The 19,208-nt window shown below is 62.6% G+C and carries 17 protein-coding genes; 4 read left to right on the top strand and 13 right to left on the bottom strand.

All coding sequences use genetic code 11. The features are described 5' to 3' along the window. Positions 1–3 precede the first annotated feature (3 nt). The 6 genes from phnK to phnF are packed head-to-tail and all read right to left on the bottom strand — an operon-like array spanning position 4 to position 4,487. Complete coding sequence (phnK, locus tag ACJ8HB_RS11835) at positions 4–792, bottom strand: phosphonate C-P lyase system protein PhnK (protein WP_033636845.1); 789 nt, start codon at positions 790–792, stop codon at positions 4–6. Beyond that, positions 792–1,652 (bottom strand): alpha-D-ribose 1-methylphosphonate 5-phosphate C-P-lyase PhnJ, encoded by an 861-nt coding sequence (locus tag ACJ8HB_RS11830; RefSeq protein ID WP_047569596.1) that lies wholly within the window; start codon positions 1,650–1,652, stop codon positions 792–794. Before ACJ8HB_RS11830 ends, phnK begins: the two co-directional genes overlap by 1 nt. Continuing rightward, positions 1,645–2,730, bottom strand: a complete 1,086-nt coding sequence (locus tag ACJ8HB_RS11825; protein ID WP_041037630.1) for a carbon-phosphorus lyase complex subunit PhnI — start codon at positions 2,728–2,730, stop codon at positions 1,645–1,647. Before ACJ8HB_RS11825 ends, ACJ8HB_RS11830 begins: the two co-directional genes overlap by 8 nt. After that, the gene (phnH, locus tag ACJ8HB_RS11820) at positions 2,730–3,311 is read right to left on the bottom strand and encodes a phosphonate C-P lyase system protein PhnH (RefSeq protein ID WP_047569593.1); all 582 of its coding nucleotides are present in this window, start codon (positions 3,309–3,311) and stop codon (positions 2,730–2,732) included. Before phnH ends, ACJ8HB_RS11825 begins: the two co-directional genes overlap by 1 nt. 3 nt (positions 3,312–3,314) lie before the next feature. After that, positions 3,315–3,758: a phosphonate C-P lyase system protein PhnG gene (gene phnG / locus ACJ8HB_RS11815; RefSeq protein ID WP_019453314.1), complete on the bottom strand. Its 444-nt coding sequence runs from the start codon at positions 3,756–3,758 to the stop codon at positions 3,315–3,317. After that, entirely contained in the window at positions 3,759–4,487 is a 729-nt protein-coding gene (gene phnF, locus ACJ8HB_RS11810) for a phosphonate metabolism transcriptional regulator PhnF (RefSeq protein WP_015376439.1), read from the bottom strand. Positions 4,488–4,714: 227 nt separating this feature from the next. Here phnF and ACJ8HB_RS11805 point away from each other — a divergent pair, with 227 nt between their 5' ends. Beyond that, on the top strand, positions 4,715–5,770 hold the full coding sequence (locus tag ACJ8HB_RS11805; protein WP_094859883.1) for a permease: 1,056 nt from the start codon (positions 4,715–4,717) through the stop codon (positions 5,768–5,770). Positions 5,771–5,811: 41 nt separating this feature from the next. Further along, on the top strand, positions 5,812–6,003 hold the full coding sequence (locus tag ACJ8HB_RS11800) for a hypothetical protein (RefSeq protein ID WP_094859888.1): 192 nt from the start codon (positions 5,812–5,814) through the stop codon (positions 6,001–6,003). A gap of 131 nt (positions 6,004–6,134) precedes the next feature. Here the strand turns inward: ACJ8HB_RS11800 and ACJ8HB_RS11795 are convergent, their stop codons facing one another. The 4 genes from ACJ8HB_RS11795 to ACJ8HB_RS11780 all read right to left on the bottom strand — a co-directional run bounded on the left by ACJ8HB_RS11795 (position 6,135) and on the right by ACJ8HB_RS11780 (position 11,054). Beyond that, the gene (locus ACJ8HB_RS11795; protein WP_033652779.1) at positions 6,135–6,908 is read right to left on the bottom strand and encodes an LEM-3-like GIY-YIG domain-containing protein; all 774 of its coding nucleotides are present in this window, start codon (positions 6,906–6,908) and stop codon (positions 6,135–6,137) included. A gap of 215 nt (positions 6,909–7,123) precedes the next feature. Then, positions 7,124–7,588: an anaerobic ribonucleoside-triphosphate reductase-activating protein gene (gene nrdG / locus ACJ8HB_RS11790; protein ID WP_060422977.1), complete on the bottom strand. Its 465-nt coding sequence runs from the start codon at positions 7,586–7,588 to the stop codon at positions 7,124–7,126. A gap of 168 nt (positions 7,589–7,756) precedes the next feature. Continuing rightward, on the bottom strand, positions 7,757–9,895 hold the full coding sequence (gene nrdD, locus ACJ8HB_RS11785) for an anaerobic ribonucleoside-triphosphate reductase (RefSeq protein WP_004933403.1): 2,139 nt from the start codon (positions 9,893–9,895) through the stop codon (positions 7,757–7,759). Between the two features lie 244 nt (positions 9,896–10,139). Further along, complete coding sequence (locus ACJ8HB_RS11780; RefSeq protein ID WP_094859881.1) at positions 10,140–11,054, bottom strand: LysR family transcriptional regulator; 915 nt, start codon at positions 11,052–11,054, stop codon at positions 10,140–10,142. A 106-nt stretch (positions 11,055–11,160) separates the two neighbouring features. Here ACJ8HB_RS11780 and ACJ8HB_RS11775 point away from each other — a divergent pair, with 106 nt between their 5' ends. After that, complete coding sequence (locus ACJ8HB_RS11775) at positions 11,161–11,685, top strand: NAD(P)H-dependent oxidoreductase (RefSeq protein WP_094859880.1); 525 nt, start codon at positions 11,161–11,163, stop codon at positions 11,683–11,685. 29 nt (positions 11,686–11,714) lie between these two features. Here the strand turns inward: ACJ8HB_RS11775 and treC are convergent, their stop codons facing one another. The 3 genes from treC to treR form a co-directional block, all read right to left on the bottom strand. Further along, entirely contained in the window at positions 11,715–13,379 is a 1,665-nt protein-coding gene (gene treC, locus ACJ8HB_RS11770) for an alpha,alpha-phosphotrehalase (protein WP_094859879.1), read from the bottom strand. A gap of 197 nt (positions 13,380–13,576) precedes the next feature. Continuing rightward, positions 13,577–14,992 carry a PTS trehalose transporter subunit IIBC gene (gene treB, locus ACJ8HB_RS11765; RefSeq protein WP_094859878.1) on the bottom strand — a complete coding sequence of 472 codons (1,416 nt, stop codon included), beginning with the start codon at positions 14,990–14,992 and terminating at the stop codon, positions 13,577–13,579. Between the two features lie 129 nt (positions 14,993–15,121). Beyond that, on the bottom strand, positions 15,122–16,069 hold the full coding sequence (gene treR, locus ACJ8HB_RS11760) for a trehalose operon repressor TreR (RefSeq protein ID WP_033652784.1): 948 nt from the start codon (positions 16,067–16,069) through the stop codon (positions 15,122–15,124). A 423-nt stretch (positions 16,070–16,492) separates the two neighbouring features. Here treR and mgtA point away from each other — a divergent pair, with 423 nt between their 5' ends. Further along, the gene (mgtA, locus tag ACJ8HB_RS11755; protein ID WP_094859877.1) at positions 16,493–19,201 is read left to right on the top strand and encodes a magnesium-translocating P-type ATPase; all 2,709 of its coding nucleotides are present in this window, start codon (positions 16,493–16,495) and stop codon (positions 19,199–19,201) included. Positions 19,202–19,208 lie beyond the last annotated feature (7 nt).

Raw genomic sequence — 19,208 nt, 5'->3', positions numbered from 1 at the left:
GGGTTACGACAGCACCGAAGAAACCAGCAGCTGGGTGTAAGGATGGTGCGGATCGTCCAGCACCCGGTCGGTCAGGCCGCTCTCCACCACTTCACCCTGTTTCATCACCAGCAGGCGGTGGGCCAGCAGCCGCGCCACGCCGAGATCGTGGGTGACGATCACCGCCGCCAGCTGCATTTCCACCACCAGGTTGCGCAGCAGATCGAGCAGGCGCGCCTGCACCGACACGTCCAGCCCGCCGGTCGGCTCATCCATAAACACCAGCTTGGGGTGGGTGACCAGGTTGCGGGCGATCTGCAGCCGCTGCTGCATGCCGCCGGAGAAGGTGGTCGGCAGATCGTCGAGGCGCGACAGCGGGATTTCGACGTCTTCCAGCCACTGACCGGCCTGGCGGCGAATGTCGCCATAATGGCGCTGGCCGATGGCCATCAGCCGTTCGCCGATGTTGCCGCCGGCGGAGACCTGCGGCCGCAGGCCGTCGAGCGGGTGCTGGTGCACCACGCCCCAGTCGGTGCGCAGCAGGCGGCGGCGATCGCTCTCCGCCATGGCGTACAGGTCGTGTTCCTGGCCCGCCTGTGGGCGGTAAAGGATCTGCCCGCGCTGCGGCGCCAGCCGCGCCGAGATCGATTTCAGCAGCGTGGTTTTGCCGGAGCCGGATTCGCCGACGATGCCCAGCACTTCACCGGGGTAGATGTCGAACGACACGTCGCTGAAGCCCTTGCCGGGGGCGTACAGGTGGGTGAGCCGGTTCACCGACAGCAGCGGAGTGGTGCTCAAAGGGGTGGAAGTCATCAGTGCTGCGCCTCTTGCGAAGATTGCGCCAGCTGCTGCCGGCAGTAGTCGGTGTCCGAACAGACGAACATGCGGCTGCCCCGATCGTCGAGCACCACCTCGTCCAGGTAGCTGTGGCGCGAACCGCACAGCGCGCAGGGTTCGTCCCACTGCTGCACGCTGAACGGGTGGTCGTCGAAGTCCAGGCTCTCCACCTTGGTGAACGGCGGCAGGGCGTAGATGCGTTTCTCGCGCCCGGCGCCGAACAGCTGCAGCGCCGGCATCATGTGCATTTTCGGGTTGTCGAATTTCGGGATCGGCGACGGATCCATCACGTAGCGATCGTTGACCTTCACCGGGTAGGCGTAGGTGGTGGCGATATGGCCGTAGCGCGCGATGTCTTCATACAGCTTCACCTGCATCACGCCGTACTCCTCCAGCGCGTGCATCTTGCGGGTCTCGGTTTCGCGCGGTTCGATAAAGCGCAGCGGCTCCGGGATCGGCACCTGATAGATCAGGATCTGGTCTTCGCGCAGCGCCGTTTCCGGAATGCGGTGACGGGTTTGGATCAGCGTGGCCTCCGGCGTGCGTTCGGTGGTGGCCACCCCGGCGACGCGCTGGAAGAAGCGGCGGATCGACACCGCGTTGGTGGTGTCGTCGGCGCCCTGGTCGATCACCTTCAGCACGTCGGCGCGGCCGATAACGCTGGCGGTGAGCTGAATGCCGCCGGTGCCCCAGCCGTAGGGCATCGGCATCTCGCGGCCGCCGAACGGCACCTGATAGCCGGGGATCGCCACCGCCTTCAGGATAGCGCGGCGGATCATGCGCTTGGTCTGCTCGTCCAGATAGCCGAGGTTATAGCCGGTCAATATTTCACTCATCGCGGGCCTCCTGACGCTCGCTGTATTCCTGTCGTAGCCGCTTGAGCAGCTCCAGTTCGGCCTGGAAGTCGACGTAGTGCGGCAGCTTGAGATGGGAGACGAAGCCGGCGGCCTCGACGTTGTCGGCGTGGGCCAGCACGAACTCTTCGTCCTGCGCCGGGCCGGCGACGCCTTCGCCGTAGTCGGGGCTCTGCAATGCGCGGTCCACCAAGGCCATCGCCATCGCCTTGCGTTCGGCGCGGCCGAACACCAGCCCGTAACCGCGGGTGAAGTGCGGCGGGTGGTCCTTGGGATCGACGAAGCCGTTGACCATTTCGCACTCGGTCAGCAGGATTTCGCCGATATCGATGGCGAAACCGAGTTCTTCAGGCACGATCTCCACCGAAACGTGGCCGGTGCGGATCTCGCCGGCGAACGGGTGGTTGCGGCCGTAGCCGCGCTGGGTGGCGTAGCCGAGCGCCAGCAGAAAACCTTCGTCGCCGCGCACCAGCTGCTGCAGGCGCGCCGAGCGCGAGCAGGGGTAAACCGGCGGGTTGCGGGTGATGTCGTCCGGCGTGCTGCCGTCGTCCTGTTCCTCCCGCGCCAGCTGCTGGCGACACAACAGATCGAACACGTGGCTGCAGTTGTCCGGCAGCGGTTCGTCGGCCTGCGGCGCACGCGGCGCCTCGCCTTCCGCCAGCAGCGCGAAGTCCAGCAGCCGGTGGGTGTAGTCGTAGGTCGGCCCCAGCACCTGCCCGCCGGGCAAGTCCTTGTAAACCGCCGAAATACGCCGCTCCAGCCGCATGTTTTCGCTGGCCAGCGGCTCGCTGACCGCTAGGCGCGGCAGGGTGGTGCGATAGGCGCGCAGCAGGAAGATCGCCTCCACCAGATCGCCGCTGGCCTGTTTGATGGCCAGCGCCGCCAGCTCGCGATCGTAGATGCCGCCTTCGGTCATCACCCGATCCACCGCCAGGCCCAGCTGCTGTTCGATTTGTTCCGCGCCGATCGCCGGCAGCGCGTCGTCGCCGCGCCGCAGCTGTTCCTGCAGCTGATGGGCGGCCTCAATGGCTTTTTCGCCCCCTTTTACCGCTACGTACATCAGCACACCTCCACGCGGGTGGTCCGCGGGATCGCCAGCAGGCGATCGCCGCAGGTCAGTAAGATATCCAGCCCCAGCGGGAAGCGCTGCGGGCGGTTGATCAGGTAATCCAGCAGCGCCGGCGGCAGGCGCGGCGCTATCAGACGATGATTCTCGATGCCGGGGCCGGTCAGGCGCAGCGCGGCGCCGTTCTCCAGCTCACCGAGCTGCACGATGACCGTGGCGCTAAACTCCGGCGAGATTTCCGTGCCGTGCGGTAACGCCTGCAGATCGGCGGCCTGCAGCTGCTCATCGAACAGGGCAAAACAGACCTCCTGCGCCGTGGCGGCCAGCGGCGCACCGCTGTGAAAACGAATGTTTGTTAGCACTTGCTCACTTTTAAGCGCCGCGCACAGCTGCAGTGGCGTTTCCTGATCGGCCAGCGTCAGCAGCGCGGCGGTGCTGGCGGCGTTCAGCGGCGCCCAGGCCGGGCCGTTCGGCAGCGTCACCCGGTGGCCCGGTTCGCTCAAGGCTTTAAGAATCAAACGGAAAGCGTGCTGCGATTGGTCTATCGGTTGCTCAAAACCGGTCAATAAACTCATGGCTTAATCCCCTCGCACCAGCGTAAAGAAGTCCACCCGGCTGGCGGCGATCGCCCGGGCGCGCAGCTGGCGCTGTTCGTGCTGCAGCGCGGCCAGCGGCGCGATCAGCTGTTGTTGCAGGCGTTCGCCGTGTTCCGGCTGTTGCAGCAGCGCATCGGCCAGCGCGCACAGCTCGGCATGCGCCTTGTCGCGCCCGGCGATATAGCTGTAGCCGTAGCCGCCGTTGTCCAGCTGCACCACCGCGCGGGTGACCGTCATGTCCCCCAGCACGAAGCGGCGGCCGGTGGCGCCCATGCGCCCCTGCAGTTGGGCCAGGCCGATCTCCGGCGCGCGGATGCTGCGGTAACCCGGGCTGAGGTTCAGCGCCTGCCAGTGGCTGCGCAGCTGCTCGGGCCGGCTGTGCGCCAGCACCGACATCCAGCGTTGTCTCGACTCTAAGGCTTGCATTCAGTGCTCCATCGTCAGTTCAATCATGTCGGCGCGGGCCAGGCTGACGGAGTATTCCGCCACGTCTTCGCCGCCGCTGCGGACGTTAAGGGTGCGCACGCACAGCAGCGGCGCGTGGGTGGCGATCTCAAGCAGCCGGCTCTCTTTGGCCTGCGCGCGGCGCGCGCTGATGCGCGTCTGGCGGCGGGTCAGCGGCTGCTGCAGGTGCTGTTCGATAAACTGGTGCAGCGAACCGCTGTGGAACTGCTGCAGCGCCGGCCACCAGTCCAGATCGGGCAGATAGTGGTCAATCACGCTCATCGGCACGCCGTTGACTCGGCGCAGGGTGCGCAGGTGGATCACCATTTCGCCTTCTTCACGCGAGAGTGCGCTGGCGACATGCCCATTACACGGGCGCAAGACAGCGAGTAAGCGCTCACTGGTGGGGTGACTGCCCTGTTCGAACAGGTTCTGGCTGAAGCGGGTATTGGCGTGCAGCGGGTAGTCGTAAGGCCGCATCAGCACCAGAATGCCGACGCCGTGGCGGCGCTGCAGCCAGCCGCGCTCTACCAGCTGATCCACCGCGCGGCGCAGGGTGTGGCGATTGACCTGGTAACGTTCGGCCAGTTGCTGTTCCGAAGGCAGGTAGTCGCCGCAGCGGTACTGCGTGCGCAGCTCCTGTTCCAGCTGCGCGGCGATCTGCTGATAGCGGGTGGGGTAAGTGGTCGGATGTCTAGATAACTCCATCATAATAAAAACCTCGTCATACCGATGGCTGTGCGATGAAGGCGAAAGCGGTGCGTTTCATCGTGCGTCTACCCTGTGGTTTTCAAGTTGGCATCATGGTGCCGGGCGCAGATGACAATCGCGTTACGCGTCGGTGGCGAACAGATGAACTATTTTGGACAGCACGGGCGTGCACGGGCGGCGGCGGCGCGCTATGCTGGCGCCACTGTTGACTGACTCTGGCCGCTACCATGCCGCAATCTCTGAACGCCCCTGAACACGCCCCACGCGCCTGGCCGCTGTGGAAACCGATCCTGTTTCTGCTGGTGGTGGCCGTCGGCCTCTACTACGTCAAATGGCAGCCTTACTACGGCAAGGCCTTCGTGGCGGCGGACAGCCACTCGATCGGCAAATCGATCCTGGCCGACGGCGCCGCGAACCCCTGGCTGGCGGCCTGGCAGTACGCGCTGGTCTACTTCAGCGCGGTATGGAAGGCGGCGCTGCTCGGGGTGCTGTTAGGTTCGCTGGTGCAGGTGCTGATCCCGCGTGACTGGCTGGCGCGCACGCTCGGCCACCGGCGTTTTTCCGGCACCGTGCTGGGGGCGCTGATCGCGCTGCCGGGCATGATGTGCACCTGCTGTGCCGCGCCGGTTGCCGCCGGCATGCGCCGCCAGTCGGTGTCCAGCGGCGCCGCGCTGGCCTTTTGGCTCGCCAACCCGGTATTGAACCCGGCGACGCTGGTGTTTATGGGATTTGTGCTCGGTTGGCCGTTCGCCGCCATCCGCCTGGTGGCGGGCGTGGTGATGGTGCTGGGCATCGCCTGGCTGGTGCAGCGCGTGACCGCCAACGATCCACAGCCCGCCGCGCCGCAACCGCTGGTGATGACGGCGCAGAACGACGAGCAGCCGTTCCTCGCCCGCTGGGGCAAAGCGCTGTGGGCGCTGTTTTGGTCGACCATCCCGATCTACGTGCTGGCGGTGCTGGCGCTGGGGGCGGCGCGGGTCTGGCTGTTCCCGCACGCCGACGGCGCCGTCGACAATAGCCTGCTGTGGATCGTTGCGCTGGCGATCGTCGGCTGCCTGTTCGTTATCCCCACCGCGGCGGAGATCCCGATCGTGCAGACCATGATGCTGGCGGGCATGGGCGCAGGCCCGGCGCTGGCGCTGCTGATGACCCTGCCGGCGGTCAGCCTGCCTTCGCTGCTGATGCTCAACAAAGCTTTCTCCTCCCGGGCACTGTGCCTGACGGCGGCGCTGGTGGCGCTGTGCGGCGTGCTGACCGGCGTGGTGGGGATGGGGTTGGTGTAACGGATTCGTGACTTGACGCTATCTCGATGGAGGAGATGGAAATGGAACAGCGGAATAAACCTGAAATGGACGTAGAGGCGATGTTGCTGGAGCAAGCGTTGCGTGAAAGGGTAGATGCCGCCCTTGATCGCTTAAGAAACGGCACCGCGGTTTATTTCAGCCATTCGGAGGTAGAAAAACGAATGGCTATATTTAAAGCAAAAATCATGGCGCGCTATCGGCGGGGGTGTTGAGGGGGATTCGTTTAGAGTTGGGCTGGCAGTGTCTACGGATAGAACTGCCAGGCGGCTTTGAGCGAGGAGCGGAAGTTGGTACTTTTCCCAAAAGGTGATTACAGAATTAGTAGCTATTCACCATTCCGAAATCAAAAACCTGGAGAATATTTCACAGGAGACATAGCACCTTTCTTTCTTAGAATATCCGGAATCTTTTTACCAAGATAAATCTTCGTTATCTCTGGGGGGGCGACTCTTCCTCGGAACCCAAAGCGGGATTTTTGAGTAGATTCAAACTCATCGTCTGCATCCCATGAAGGCATCTCTGGAAAATTCTCACGAGTAGATTTGAGCCACTCATCAGCGATATAAACCCCTCTTACGATCCCCCTCACTGTAGCAAGTATGACCTCAGCTTTACAGGCACGCTCAATGCTGACACGCCAGCTAAAACGTACGGCATCATAGAGGTCTACATCCTTTGAACTTCTATTAACTGATATCATCAGAACTTTATGCTGGAACACAACTGTTTCAGGTTGGTATGTAGCGATTAACTCTTTGATGTGCGCAGCACCATATTCATTGCTGCCAGCACCGTTCATGATGTTAGTTAAACCAGGATAGGCGTCTATAAGTGCGGCTTCAACCTCGTAAGCAGTCTTTTCATCAGCCATTCCGTGCCGATGGATAACATGGATGACTTCGAGACCTGCTAGTCTTATCTCTCTAAGTTGCTTGAGTTTGTTACTAAGCAGTTCATTATCATCAGCTATTGCGACCTCACCGCGCATATGAGCAAATACACGATTACCTTTTCCCTTCCCCACATAGAAAGTACTTCCATCCCTTGGATCAATCAATCGGTATACATACCAACCAAGATGTTCCATAACTCCCGGTGGAAACTCATTAATATCCATGTCAAAACACCTATCACTCGATTTATAAAACATATTTTAAACATAGTACTGTCGATTAATGACTAATAGTACCCAATAATTTTTCCCTGTGATTGATACAGCGGGGAATTAGCAAAATATGCTTCTGGCACAAATACGCCCGTCAGATTGGCTCCATGCTGCAGATGTGTCAGATCGAATCTGGATGAATACCTATTGAAACGTGTGTTGATAGCTCATCGTAACCTATGCACCACCTGGTTGCTGCTGCCGCGCCAAATCAGCGCCGGGTCTTTCAAATCCTGCACGAACTTGCCGTCGATCAGCACGTTGATCCTGTCCACCACCTGCATTTGCTGTGCGTCCAGCTCCGCCAGCCGGTAGCCGGTCCACAGCCAGATATCCTTGCCGGGGCACTCGGCGCGCACCCGTTTCACCAGCTTTAAGATGCTTGGCACGTTGGCCGGATGCAGCGGATCGCCGCCGGAGAGCGACAGCCCCTGGCGCGGCACGCGCGTATCGTTCAGATCGGCGATGATGCGGTCTTCCAGCGCCGCGGTAAACGGCTGGCCGGAGTTGAGCCGCCAGGTGCTTTTGTTGTAGCAGCCGGGGCACTGGTGCACGCAGCCGGCGACAAACAGCGTGCAGCGGGTGCCGGGGCCGTTGACCACGTCGATCGGGTAATACTGGTGATAATTCATGTGAGGCCTGCCCATCAGGCTATTTTACTGGCCATTTTGCCTCCGGGCAGTGCTCCCAATCCTTACGTACTGCGTGTACGCTGCGGTTGGTGCGCGCTGGCCGAAGGCAAACTGGCTGCGACAATCACGCCTGATGAACAGGCTTCTGCATAGGCTGCGCGGCGTTTCTCAGCCGAGCTGCCCGTTGCCGAGGTGTTTCACCCGGCGTTTCACCTCTTCCTGCTTGCCGGCGTTGAACGGCCGGGCATCGGGGCTGCCGAGGTAGCCGCACACCCGGCGGGTGACCGAGACCTTGGCCGAGTCGTGGTTGCCGCATTTCGGGCAGGTGAAGCCCTTGCTGGTGCAGGAGAATTCACCGGTGAAGCCGCATTCGTAGCACTCGTCGATCGGCGTGTTGGTGCCGTAGTAAGGCACCCGGCTGTAGCTGTAGTCCCACACGTCTTCCAGCGCCTTCAGATTGTGCTGCAGGTTCGGGTATTCGCCGTAGCAGATGAAGCCGCCGCTGGCCAACGGCGGGTAGGGCGCTTCGAAGTCCAGCTTGTCATACGGATTGACCTTCTTCTCCACGTCGAGGTGGAAGCTGTTGGTGTAATAGCCCTTATCGGTGACGCCCGGCACCACGCCGAAATCGGCGGTGTCCAGCCGGCAGAAGCGATCGCACAGGTTCTCGCTCGGCGTGCTGTAGAGGCTGAAGCCGTAGCCGGTCTCGTCTTTCCAGGCGTCGACGGCGGCGCGCAGGCGCGCGACGATCGCCACCGCTTTGGCGCGCAGCGCTTCGTCGTCATACACGTGGTTTTCGCCGCCGAACAGCGCGTTGATGGTCTCGTGCAGGCCGATATAGCCCAGCGAAATCGAGGCGCGGCCGTTCTTGAAGATATCGGCGATGTTGTCGTCGGCCTTCAGCCGCACGCCGCAGGCGCCTTCCATGTACAAGATTGGCGCCACCCGCGCCTTGATGCCTTCCAGCCGGGCGATGCGCGTCATCAGGGCCTTTTTCGCCAGCTGCAGGCGCTGATCCAGCAGCGCCCAGAAGCGCGACTCATCGCCCATCGCCTCCAGCGCGATGCGCGGCAGGTTGAGGCTGATGACGCCGATGTTGTTGCGGCCGTCGTGCACCAGTTCGCCGTCCTGCTCGTAGGTGCCGAGGAAACTGCGGCAGCCCATCGGCGTTTTGAACGAGCCGGTGACTTTCACCACCTGATCGTAGTTGAGGATATCCGGGTACATGCGCTTGCTGGCGCACTCCAGCGCCAGCTGCTTGATGTCGTAGTTCGGATCGCCGTACTGGTGGTTGAGGCCGTCGCGGATGGCGAACACCAGTTTGGGGAACACGGCGGTCTTGCGGTTTTTGCCCAGCCCGGCGATGCGGTTTTTCAGGATCGAGCGCTGGATCAGGCGCGACTCCCAGCTGGTGCCGAGGCCGAAGCCGAAGGTGACGAACGGCGTCTGGCCGTTGGCGGTGTGCAGGGTGTTGACCTCGTACTCCAGCGACTGGAAGGCGTCGTAACACTCTTTCTCGGTGCGCGCCATGGCATAGCCTTTGGCGTCCGGGATTTGCCATTCCTCCGCCACCTGCAGGTGTTTGCGGAAGCTCTCGTCGACGAACGGCGCCAGAATTTCATCGATGCGGTTGATGGTGGTGCCGCCATAGATATGGCTGGCGACCTGGGCAATGATCTGCGCGGTCACGGCGGTGGCGGTGGAGATCGACTTCGGTGGTTCAATCTCGGCGTTGCCCATCTTGAAGCCGTTGGTCAGCATGCCTTTCAGATCGATCAGCATGCAGTTGAACATCGGGAAAAACGGCGAGTAGTCGAGATCGTGGTAGTGAATTTCGCCGCGTTCATGGGCCAGCACCACGTCGCGCGGCAGGATATGCTGCTTGGCGTAGTGTTTGGCGACGATGCCTGCCAGCAGGTCGCGCTGGGTGGGGATCACCTTGCTGTCCTTGTTGGCGTTCTCGTTCAGCAGCGCGCGGTTGCTCTGCTCGACCAGGCCGCGAATTTCCTGGTTCAGGCGGCCGCGCAGCTCGCGCGCCACGTCGCGATCGTGGCGGTATTCGATATAGGCGCGCGCCAGCTGTTTGTACTCGCCGGCCATCAGCTGGTTTTCCACCGCCTGCTGGATCTCGTGGATATCGACGCGCGGCTGCTGCTCCATGCGCTGAGCGACCACGCGGGCGACGGTGGCGCAGTAGTCGGCGTCGACCACGCCCACCGCCAGCGCGGCGCGCTCGATGGCCTGCGCGATGCGCGCTTCGTCAAAAGGTACCTGGCAACCGTCCCGCTTAATCACTACTGGTTTCACGTTGTACTCCTTGTTCCCCGAGGGAGCGTTCATACCCGCCTGGCGTGGCGAGCAACCGTCAAATTTCGCTTATCCACAGGGCAAAGCCGCAGCGCGCAAGGGCTGTGGCGGCGTGTGGATTATTTTGTGGATAACTACTATATATAGGTGTTCGCAATTCTTAATGCACTATATATAGATATTGGCGAGATTCTTTTGATGTAGAACAAGGAAAACGGAAGAGCGTGCGCAAGCTGAACAGTCGTCAATCGCTCACTGGCCGATCGCGAAAATGCGCCAGCAGAAAGTCGACCCAGACGCGCACCCGCGGCGGCAGATCCGCCGAGGCGTAATAGAGCCACAGCTGCACCGGGCGCGGCCAGCACTCCGCCAGCACCGGCCGCAGCGTGCCCTGTTCGAAGTGCTTGTCGAGGTACCAGCGCGCCAGGTTGACGATGCCCAACCCGGCCAGCGCCGCATCCAGCAACATCTCGGGGCGGCTGACCACCAGCCGGCCGTTCAGATCCAGCGCCAGCGTTTCGCCCTGATGGCGCAGCTGCCATTTGACGTGGCGGCCGTTGCTGGGGTTGCGGTGCAGCAGGCAGTCGTGCCGCAGCAGATCGTGCGGCGTTTGCGGTTCACCGCGCCGCGCCAGATAGTCGGGCGACGCTGCCAGCACCATATGCATCGGGTAGAGCGGGCGCGCCACCAGCCGGCTGTCGGGATCGACCCGGCTGCCGATGCCGACGTCGAAACCTTCGCCCACCAGATTCACCACCCGGGCATCCAGCGACAGATCGAGATCGATCTGCGGGTAGCGCGCCAGAAATTGCGGGATCAACGGCATCAGCATCTGGCGGCCAAAGCCGGGGATCATCGTGACGCGCACCACCCCGGCCGGCGCCTGCCGTTCGCCGCCGGCGCTTTCCAGCGTCGCCGCCAACGCCTGCCACAGCGGCGCCACCTGCGCCAGCAGCGCTTTGCCCTCGTCGGTCAGCAGCACGTTGTGGGTGTTGCGCTGAAACAGCCGCAGCGCCAGCTTCTCTTCCAGCGCGCGGATATTTTTGCTGACCGCTGCCGGCGTGACGCCCAGCTGGCGGGCGGCGGCGGAGAAATTTTGCGCCTGCGCGGCGGCGAGGAAGGCCGGCAGCAGGCGGTGCACGTCAAAGGGCAGCGACATAGTGGTTGATACTTTCGGTTGAAATTGAAGTGACCTTGAACAGCCTACACCCGAAGCGGCAGAAATGGAAAAATGCCTCATCTTCTTTACGTTCAAGGAATCATTTATGTCACGCATTTTAGTGTTAACCGCCCACCGCACCCCCGACGAGTCGCGCATCAACCAGGCGCTGATCGAGGCGGTGCGCCCGCTGCCTAACGTGACCGTGCACGAGCTGATCCGCGCTTACCCGGATTACCGCATCGACGTGGCGCGCGAACAGGCACTGCTGGCAAGCCACGATGCGGTGGTAATGATGTTCCCGTTTTTCTGGTACAGCTCGCCGGCGATCCTGCGCGAATGGCAGGACGCGGTATTAACTTATGGTTTCGCCTACGGCAGCGAGGGCACCAAACTGCACGGCAAGCCGCTGCAATTGGTGGTGAGCACCGGCGGCAACGCGCAGGCCTACACGCCGGCAGGCTACAACCGCTATCCGGTGCAGGATCTGCTGCTGCCGTTCCACGCGCTGGCTAACCTGACCGGCATGGATTATCTGCCGCCGCATCTGGTGCAGGGCGTGAGCGACATGAGCGATGAGCAGTTGGCGCAAGCGGCCGCCGGGGTGGTGGCGCTGATGGGGACATTGTAGGGCGCAGTTCATCGCTGCGCCCTGCGGGGTCAGTCTTCGAGCAGCCACCACACCGCTTCGAACGGCCGCAGCGTCAGCGCCTGCGGCTGGTCTGCCGAGTCGCTGTAGTTGCTCATCAGCGGGCGCCATTGGGCGGAGGCTTCCACGCCTTCCGCCGCCCAGGCCAGCGGTTCGCGGCTCAGGTTGGCCACCACCAGCAGGCGCTGGCCGTTCCAGCTGCGCTGATAGCACCACAGCGCCGGGTGATCCGGCGCCAGATCCTGATAGTCGCCGTGGATCAGCAGCGGATACTGCTTGCGCAGGGTGATCAGCTGGCGGTAGGCGTAAAACACCGAGTCGAGGTCGGCCAGCGCCGCGTCGGCGTTGATCTGCGGGTAATTCTCGGCGCAGCCGATCCACGGCGTGCCGGTGGTGAAACCGGCGTGCGGCGCGGCGCTCCACTGCATCGGCGTGCGGCCGTTGTCGCGCGATTTGTCCGCCAGGATCGCCAGCAGTTCGGCGTCGCTGCGGCCCTGGGCGCTCAGCTCGGCGTACATGTTCAGGCTTTCCACGTCGCGATACTGCTCGATGGCGCGGAAGCCGGGGTTGGTCATGCCGATCTCTTCACCCTGGTAGATATAAGGCGTGCCCTGCATGCCGTGCAGCACCATCGCCAGCATTTTGGCGGCCGGCACCCGCAGTGCGCCTTCATCACCGAAGCGCGACACGATGCGCGGCTGATCGTGGTTGCACCAGAACAGCGCGTTCCAGGCGCGGTTATGCATCCCCTGCTGCCAGTGGCGGAAGATCTGCTTCAGTTCCACATAATCCGGCGCCGCCCGCGTCCATTTTTCACCGCCGGCGTAGTCTACCTTCAGGTGGTGGAAGTTGAAGGTCATCGACAGCTCTCCGCCGCTCTGCGCCGCGTACTGCTGGCAATGCTCAAGCGTGGTGGAGGACATCTCGCCCACCGTCATCAGGCCGCGTGGCTGGAACACGTCGCGGCTCATTTCCTGCAGGAACTCGTGAATGCGCGGGCCGTCGGTGTAGAAGCGGCGGCCGTAGCCCTGGCTGTCGGACGGGAAGTCCTGCTGTTTGGACACCAGGTTGATCACGTCGAGGCGCAGGCCGTCGACGCCTTTGTCCGCCCAGAACTGACACACTTTCTTCAGCTCTTCGCGCACCGGCGGGTGTTCCCAGTTGAGATCCGCCTGCTCGACGGCGAACAGGTGCAGATAGTACTGGCCGCTGTCGGCGTGCCACTGCCAGGCGTTGCCGCCGAACTTGGAGCGCCAGTTGTTCGGCGGCGTATCCCCCTCGCCGTCGCGCCAGACGTAAAACTGGCGATACGGGCTGTGGCGATCCTGCGCGGCCTTGAACCACGGGTGCTCGGTCGAGGTGTGGTTGAACACCATGTCCATCACGATGCGGATGCCGCGCCGGTGGGCAGCGGCGATCAGCTGCTCGAAGTCCGCCATGGTGCCGTAAGCCGGATCGATGGCGCAGTAGTCCGCCACGTCATAGCCGTTGTCCACCTGCGGCGACACGTAGACCGGCGTCAGCCAGATGGCGTCGACGCCCAGCTCCTGCAGATAGTCCAGCCGCCGGGTCACGCCGGCCAAATCGCCGTAGCCGTTGCCGGTGCTGTCCTGAAAACTCTTCGGATAAATTTGGTAGATGACGCCGTTCTGCCACCAGGGGGTTGGGTTGCTCATAGCTGTATACCTTTGAATCGTGACAACGGGCCTGTACCCTTCATCTTTCAAACTGCAGCGTTGTTGGCTGCCGGCGCTGCACCCCAGTCACTTACTTGAGTAAGCTCCTGGGGATTTGCACCCTTGCCGCCTAGCTGCAGCTCGAAAGCTATAGGGTATTTCCAGCCCCTACATTCATGTTGCGTATTTTGCGTCAATTAAACCGGCAGCTCGCCGCGGGCGGCCTTGCGTTTGTAGACCATGATGGTCAGCACCAGCGGGATGACGATCGCCACCAGAATCGCCAGCGAGTAAATCAGCCAGAACTGCGGCTTGATAGACAGGATGCCCGGCAGGCCGCCGACGCCGATGCCGTTGGCCATCACGCCGTCCAGGCCGCAGAAAAGGCCCGCGATCGCGGAGCCGATCATCGCGCACAGCATCGGGAAGCGATATTTGAGGTTGATGCCGTACATCGCCGGTTCGGTCACGCCGAGATAGGCGGAGATCGCCGCCGGCACCGAGATTTCACGCTCGTTGGCCTTGCGGCTGATGATGATGATGCCGAGCACCGCCGAGGCCTGCGCGATGTTGGACAGCGCAATCAGCGGCCACACCGGGGTGCCGCCCATGCTCTGGATCATCTGCATGTCGATGGCCAGCGTGGTCTGGTGCACGCCGGTGATCACCAGCGGTGCATACAGGAAGCCGAACAGCGCGGCGCCCACCGGGGCGAAGCTGCCGGTCATCACCGCTTTCACCGCCCAGGCAACCCCGTCGCCGATCATGCGGCCGAACGGCCCGATCAGCGCGTGCGCCAGGAACACCGCCAGCAGCAGCGAAACTACCGGCACCACCACCAGATAGAGGTAGTCGGGGACGATCTTTTTCAGCCGGGTTTCGATCCAGCCCAGCGCCATGCCCGCCAGGATCGACGGGATCACCTGCGCCTGATAGCCGACTTTCTGGATCACGAACCAGCCGAAGTTCCACACTTCCGGCGTTTGCTGGCCGAGCAGGTAGGAGTTCATCAGCTGCGGCGACACCAGGGTGACGCCCAGCACGATGCCGAGCACCGGGGTGCCGCCCATCTTTTTCACCGTCGACCAGCAGATGGCCACCGGCAGGAACATGAAGATCGCTTCACCGAGCAGCCACAGGAAGTCGTAAATGGTTTTCCACGCCGGGTGCATCTGCGCCAGCGTTTGGCCGCCGGACATCGGGATATCGCCGATCACGTTGCGGAAGCCAAGGATCAGACCGCCGCTGATCAGCGCCGGCAGCAGCGGGAAGAAGATCTCGGCGAAGTGGGAGATGGTGCGCTCGGTCCAGGTCATGTTCTGGCGCGCGGCCACCTTGGCCTGCTCCTTGTCGGCCTCGTTGACGCCGGTGCTGGCGATCAGCGCCTGATAGTAGTCGCCGACGTCGGTGCCGATCACCACCTGGAACTGCCCGGCGTTGGTGAAGCAGCCTTTGACCATCGGCAGCTCTTCGATTTCCTTGGGGCTGGCCTTGCTGGGGTCGTTGAGGACGAAACGCAACCGGGTAATGCAATGGCTGACGGTGGCGATGTTTTCGCGGCCGCCGACCAAAACAATCAGGCGATCAATATCCTGCTGTTTTACTTTGCTCATTATGGGATACCTGCAGAGGTGTTGGCTGAGTAATGATCAAAGCTTAGTCACTCGGATTTTTTTATGGAATGGGAACGTTCCCGGTTTGGGGCGAGGATCACAAAATGACAAAAAATGGTCGTCTTTTAATCAGGAAAGTTTGCTGGGCACCACCAGGCGGCGGATCCCCTGTTCACCGTTGAGCTGCGCCAGCAGCTGTTGCGCCGCCAGCAGGCCGGCGCTGCCGTAGCCGAACTCCACCGACAGGGTGTCGGGGAACAGAAAGCTGAGCAGCGGGGTGTTGCCGATGGCGCACACCTGGATGGCGTGCGTCGGCTGCTGCTGCAGGTATTTGATCGCCCCCAGGGCGATGCTGTCGGAGGCGCAGATCAGCGCGCTGGTGTGCGGGTCGATCACCTCGGCGGCGTGTTGGAAACCGCTCTGGTAGCTCAGCTCGCCCAGCGTGGCGCGCGGCGTGAGCTTGAGGCGCTCGCAGGCGTCGAGATAGGCCTGGTAGCGGCGCTGGCCGGTGGTGGCGTCGCTGAGCTGCACCCCCAGATAGCCGATGTGCCGGTGCCCTTGCCGATACAGGCGATCCATCAGCAGGTTCACCGCGCCGGCGTCGTCGTAGCAGACGGACGAAAAGCCGTCGTATTCGCGCACCATCACCACCATTTTTTCCTGCCACGGTTTGAGCATCGCCGCGGTCAGCCCGGTAAAGCCGAACAGGATCACGCCGTCGACGTTGCGCTGGCGCAGCACGTGCAGGTGCTCCTGCACCAGGCGGGTTTCGAACTGGCTCTCCATCACGATAGGATCGAAACCCTGCTGATACAGCAGCGGCAGCATGGTGCGCACCGCCTGGTTTTCCGACGGCGAATCGAGACGGGAAACGATGATGCCCACCACTTTGTCGCTCTGGCCGCGCATGGCGCGCGCCGACTTGGAGGGGGTAAACCCTTGCTGACGGATCACCGCTTCCACCCGTTCGCGGGTCTGCGGGCTCACGCTGCCTTCGTTGTTCAGCACCCGTGAGACGGTGGATTTGCCTACGCCGCTCAGGCGTGCGATGTCCTTGATGGTCAGCCGGTTTTGCATGGTTTACTTTTCGTTGAGGTGGACAGGCGTAACATAATGGCCTGTAAAACAATGCCCGTCAGCATAGCTCATTTTCCCACGCGGATCTTGAGGCAATACGGGATTGTTGCACTGCGCTGAACGGCCGCTCCTGCCGCTCTGTTTTTCCCTTTACCGGAGGTGATTCCCCATATGGACCCCGACCCGACCGCTTTAGACACTCACTCGGTTCACCGGTAAAACCTTTCCGCCTGGCGCTGCTGTTTTACCGGTGAAGTACATCACGGTAACCGGTGGCGCGCGCTTCGTCGTTCGCTCCTGCTGCTGAAAAAAGAATAAGGATCTGCGTTGGCAGAGGCTTTTTGGCGCACCCGCCATCCGCCCGGCCGATGACGATCCCCGTTTACCCGCTGCCGTGAGGCACCGGGCGACGAGGTGCGAACCATGAAACTGAAAAAACTCCCCCGTCAGCTGCTGGGCCTGTTCGCCCGCGGCCTTCCGCGCCGTTTGGTGCGCCGCGACAGCCTGCTGGACAGCGTCGGCGGCGCTGCGCACGATATGCCGGCCGGCCTGGCGCAACAGCGGCTGGAATGCGCCACCGCAGAGACGATGCAGCTGTTTGAGCGTTTCCACAGCCACCCGGAAGGCATCACCGCCCATGAGGCGGAACAGGTGCGCCGGCGCTGCGGCGAGAACGTCATCGACGATCAGCAGAAAGAGGCCTGGTGGCAGCACCTCTGGCACTGTTACCGCAACCCGTTCAACCTGCTGCTGACTGCGCTCGGCATGATTTCTTATGCCACCGAGGATCTGACCGGCGCGCTGGTGATCGCGCTGATGGTGCTGATCTCCACGCTGCTGAACTTCATCCAGGAGGCGCGCTCCAACCGGGCGGCCGATGCGCTGAAAGCGATGGTGAGCAACACCGCCACGGTGATCCGCAGCGATGCGCTCACCGGCAAGAGCGAACACGTGGAGCTGCCGATCGCGCAATTGGTGCCGGGCGATATCGTCAAGCTGGCGGCCGGCGACATGATCCCGGCGGATCTGCGCCTGTTGTCGGCCAAGGATCTGTTCATCAGCCAGGCGGCGCTGACCGGCGAATCGCTGCCGGTGGAAAAATCCGCGGCGCCGCAGGCGCTGGCGGCCGATCCGCTCGACTGCCAGAACCTGTGCTTCATGGGCACCAACGTGGTCAGCGGCACCGCGCTGGCGATGGTGATCGGCACCGGCGGCGGCACCTATTTCGGCCAGCTGGCGCAGCGCGTCACCAGCCAGGAGCAGCAGCCGAACGCCTTCCAGAGCGGCATCAGCAAGGTCAGCTGGCTGCTGATCCGCTTTATGCTGGTGATGACGCCGATCGTGCTGCTGATCAACGGCTACACCAAGGGCGACTGGTGGGAAGCGGCGCTGTTCGCGCTGTCGGTGGCGGTCGGGCTGACGCCAGAAATGCTGCCGATGATCGTCACCTCAACGCTGGCCAAAGGGGCGGTGAAGCTGTCGCGCCAGAAGGTGATCGTCAAACGCCTGGACGCCATCCAGAACTTCGGCGCCATGGACATTCTGTGCACCGACAAGACCGGCACCCTGACCCAGGACAAGATCGTGCTGGAGCGCCACACCGATGCGTTCGGCGCCAGCAGCGAGCGGGTGCTGCGCTACGCCTGGCTGAACAGCTTCTACCAGACCGGGTTGAAAAACCTGCTCGACGTGGCGGTGCTGAGCTGCGCGGAGCAAAATCAGCAGCCGGAAGCGCTGCAGCACTACCGCAAGGTGGATGAGATCCCGTTCGACTTCGTGCGCCGCCGCATGTCGGTGGTGGTAGCCAAGGACAACGAGTATCACGAGCTGGTGTGCAAGGGCGCGTTGGAAGAGATGCTGGCGATTTGCAGCCACGTGCGCCACGAAGACGAGGTGATCCCGCTCAGCGAGGCGCTGCTGACGCGTATTCGCCGCATCACCGACGATCTCAACCAGCAGGGGCTGCGGGTGGTGGCGGTGGCCAACAAGATCCTGCCGGCGCAAACCCATGAATACGGCGTGGCGGACGAGTCGGATCTGATCCTCGAAGGCTACGTCGCCTTCCTCGATCCGCCGAAGGAGAGCACCGCGCCGGCGCTGGCGGCGCTGAAACAGAACGGCGTCACGGTGAAGATCCTCACCGGCGACAACGAGCTGGTGGCCGCCAAAGTGTGCCGGGACGTCGGGCTGGCGGCCGAGCACCTGCTGCGCGGCAGCGAGATCGAGCAGATGGACGACGAGCAGCTGGCGCAGGCGGCGGCGCGCACCACGGTGTTCGCCAAGCTGACGCCGCTGCACAAAGAGCGCATCGTCAAACTGCTGCGCCGCCAGGGGCACGTGGTGGGCTTTATGGGCGACGGCATCAACGACGCGCCGGCGCTGCGCGCGGCCGATATCGGCATCTCCGTCGATTCAGCGGTGGACATCGCCAAGGAAGCGGCGGACATCATCCTGCTGGAAAAAAGCCTGATGGTGCTGGAGCAGGGGGTGATCGAAGGGCGCCGTACCTTCGCCAACATGCTGAAATACATCAAGATGACCGCCAGCTCCAACTTCGGTAACGTGTTCAGCGTGCTGATCGCCAGCGCCTTCCTGCCGTTCCTGCCGATGTTGCCGCTGCATCTGTTGATTCAGAACCTGATGTACGACATCTCGCAGATCGCCATCCCGTTCGATAACGTCGACGACGATCAGATCACCCAGCCGCAGCGCTGGAATTCCGCCGATCTGGGGCGATTTATGGTGTTCTTCGGGCCGATCAGCTCGATCTTCGACGTGCTGACCTTCAGCCTGATGTGGTGGGTATTCAAGGCCAATACGCCGGAAATGCAGACGCTGTTCCAGTCCGGCTGGTTCGTGGAAGGGCTGCTGTCGCAAACGTTGATCGTCCACATGATCCGCACGCGCAAAATTCCGTTTATCCAGAGCCGCCCGTCCTGGCCGCTGTGCATCATGACGCTGGCGGTGATCGCCACCGGCATCGGCCTGGTGTTCTCGCCGCTGGCCGGCTTCCTGCAGCTGCAGGCGCTGCCGCTCGGCTACTTCCCGTGGCTGGTGCTGATCCTCGTCGGTTACATGGTGCTGACCCAGTGCGTGAAAGGCTGGTTCGTGCGCCGCTACGGCTGGCAATAACCCGCTC

The organism is Serratia sp. CY27727, from assembly GCF_052169275.1.
Lineage (GTDB): Bacteria > Pseudomonadota > Gammaproteobacteria > Enterobacterales > Enterobacteriaceae > Serratia > Serratia sarumanii.
The sequence above is the reverse complement of the archived record's forward strand: the minus strand, read 5'-3'. Positions and strand labels throughout refer to the sequence as shown.

Excerpts from the sequence above, each read along its gene's own strand:
- phnK (WP_033636845.1), bottom strand. The coding sequence starts at position 792 with ATGACTTCCACCCCTTTGAGCACCACTCCGCTGCTGTCGGTGAACCGG.
- ACJ8HB_RS11830 (WP_047569596.1), bottom strand. The coding sequence starts at position 1,652 with ATGAGTGAAATATTGACCGGCTATAACCTCGGCTATCTGGACGAGCAG.
- ACJ8HB_RS11825 (WP_041037630.1), bottom strand. The coding sequence starts at position 2,730 with ATGTACGTAGCGGTAAAAGGGGGCGAAAAAGCCATTGAGGCCGCCCAT.
- phnH (WP_047569593.1), bottom strand. The coding sequence starts at position 3,311 with ATGAGTTTATTGACCGGTTTTGAGCAACCGATAGACCAATCGCAGCAC.
- phnG (WP_019453314.1), bottom strand. The coding sequence starts at position 3,758 with ATGCAAGCCTTAGAGTCGAGACAACGCTGGATGTCGGTGCTGGCGCAC.
- phnF (WP_015376439.1), bottom strand. The coding sequence starts at position 4,487 with ATGATGGAGTTATCTAGACATCCGACCACTTACCCCACCCGCTATCAG.
- ACJ8HB_RS11805 (WP_094859883.1), top strand. The coding sequence starts at position 4,715 with ATGCCGCAATCTCTGAACGCCCCTGAACACGCCCCACGCGCCTGGCCG.
- ACJ8HB_RS11800 (WP_094859888.1), top strand. The coding sequence starts at position 5,812 with ATGGAACAGCGGAATAAACCTGAAATGGACGTAGAGGCGATGTTGCTG.
- ACJ8HB_RS11795 (WP_033652779.1), bottom strand. The coding sequence starts at position 6,908 with ATGGATATTAATGAGTTTCCACCGGGAGTTATGGAACATCTTGGTTGG.
- nrdG (WP_060422977.1), bottom strand. The coding sequence starts at position 7,588 with ATGAATTATCACCAGTATTACCCGATCGACGTGGTCAACGGCCCCGGC.
- ACJ8HB_RS11780 (WP_094859881.1), bottom strand. The coding sequence starts at position 11,054 with ATGTCGCTGCCCTTTGACGTGCACCGCCTGCTGCCGGCCTTCCTCGCC.
- ACJ8HB_RS11775 (WP_094859880.1), top strand. The coding sequence starts at position 11,161 with ATGTCACGCATTTTAGTGTTAACCGCCCACCGCACCCCCGACGAGTCG.
- treC (WP_094859879.1), bottom strand. The coding sequence starts at position 13,379 with ATGAGCAACCCAACCCCCTGGTGGCAGAACGGCGTCATCTACCAAATT.
- treB (WP_094859878.1), bottom strand. The coding sequence starts at position 14,992 with ATGAGCAAAGTAAAACAGCAGGATATTGATCGCCTGATTGTTTTGGTC.
- treR (WP_033652784.1), bottom strand. The coding sequence starts at position 16,069 with ATGCAAAACCGGCTGACCATCAAGGACATCGCACGCCTGAGCGGCGTA.
- mgtA (WP_094859877.1), top strand. The coding sequence starts at position 16,493 with ATGAAACTGAAAAAACTCCCCCGTCAGCTGCTGGGCCTGTTCGCCCGC.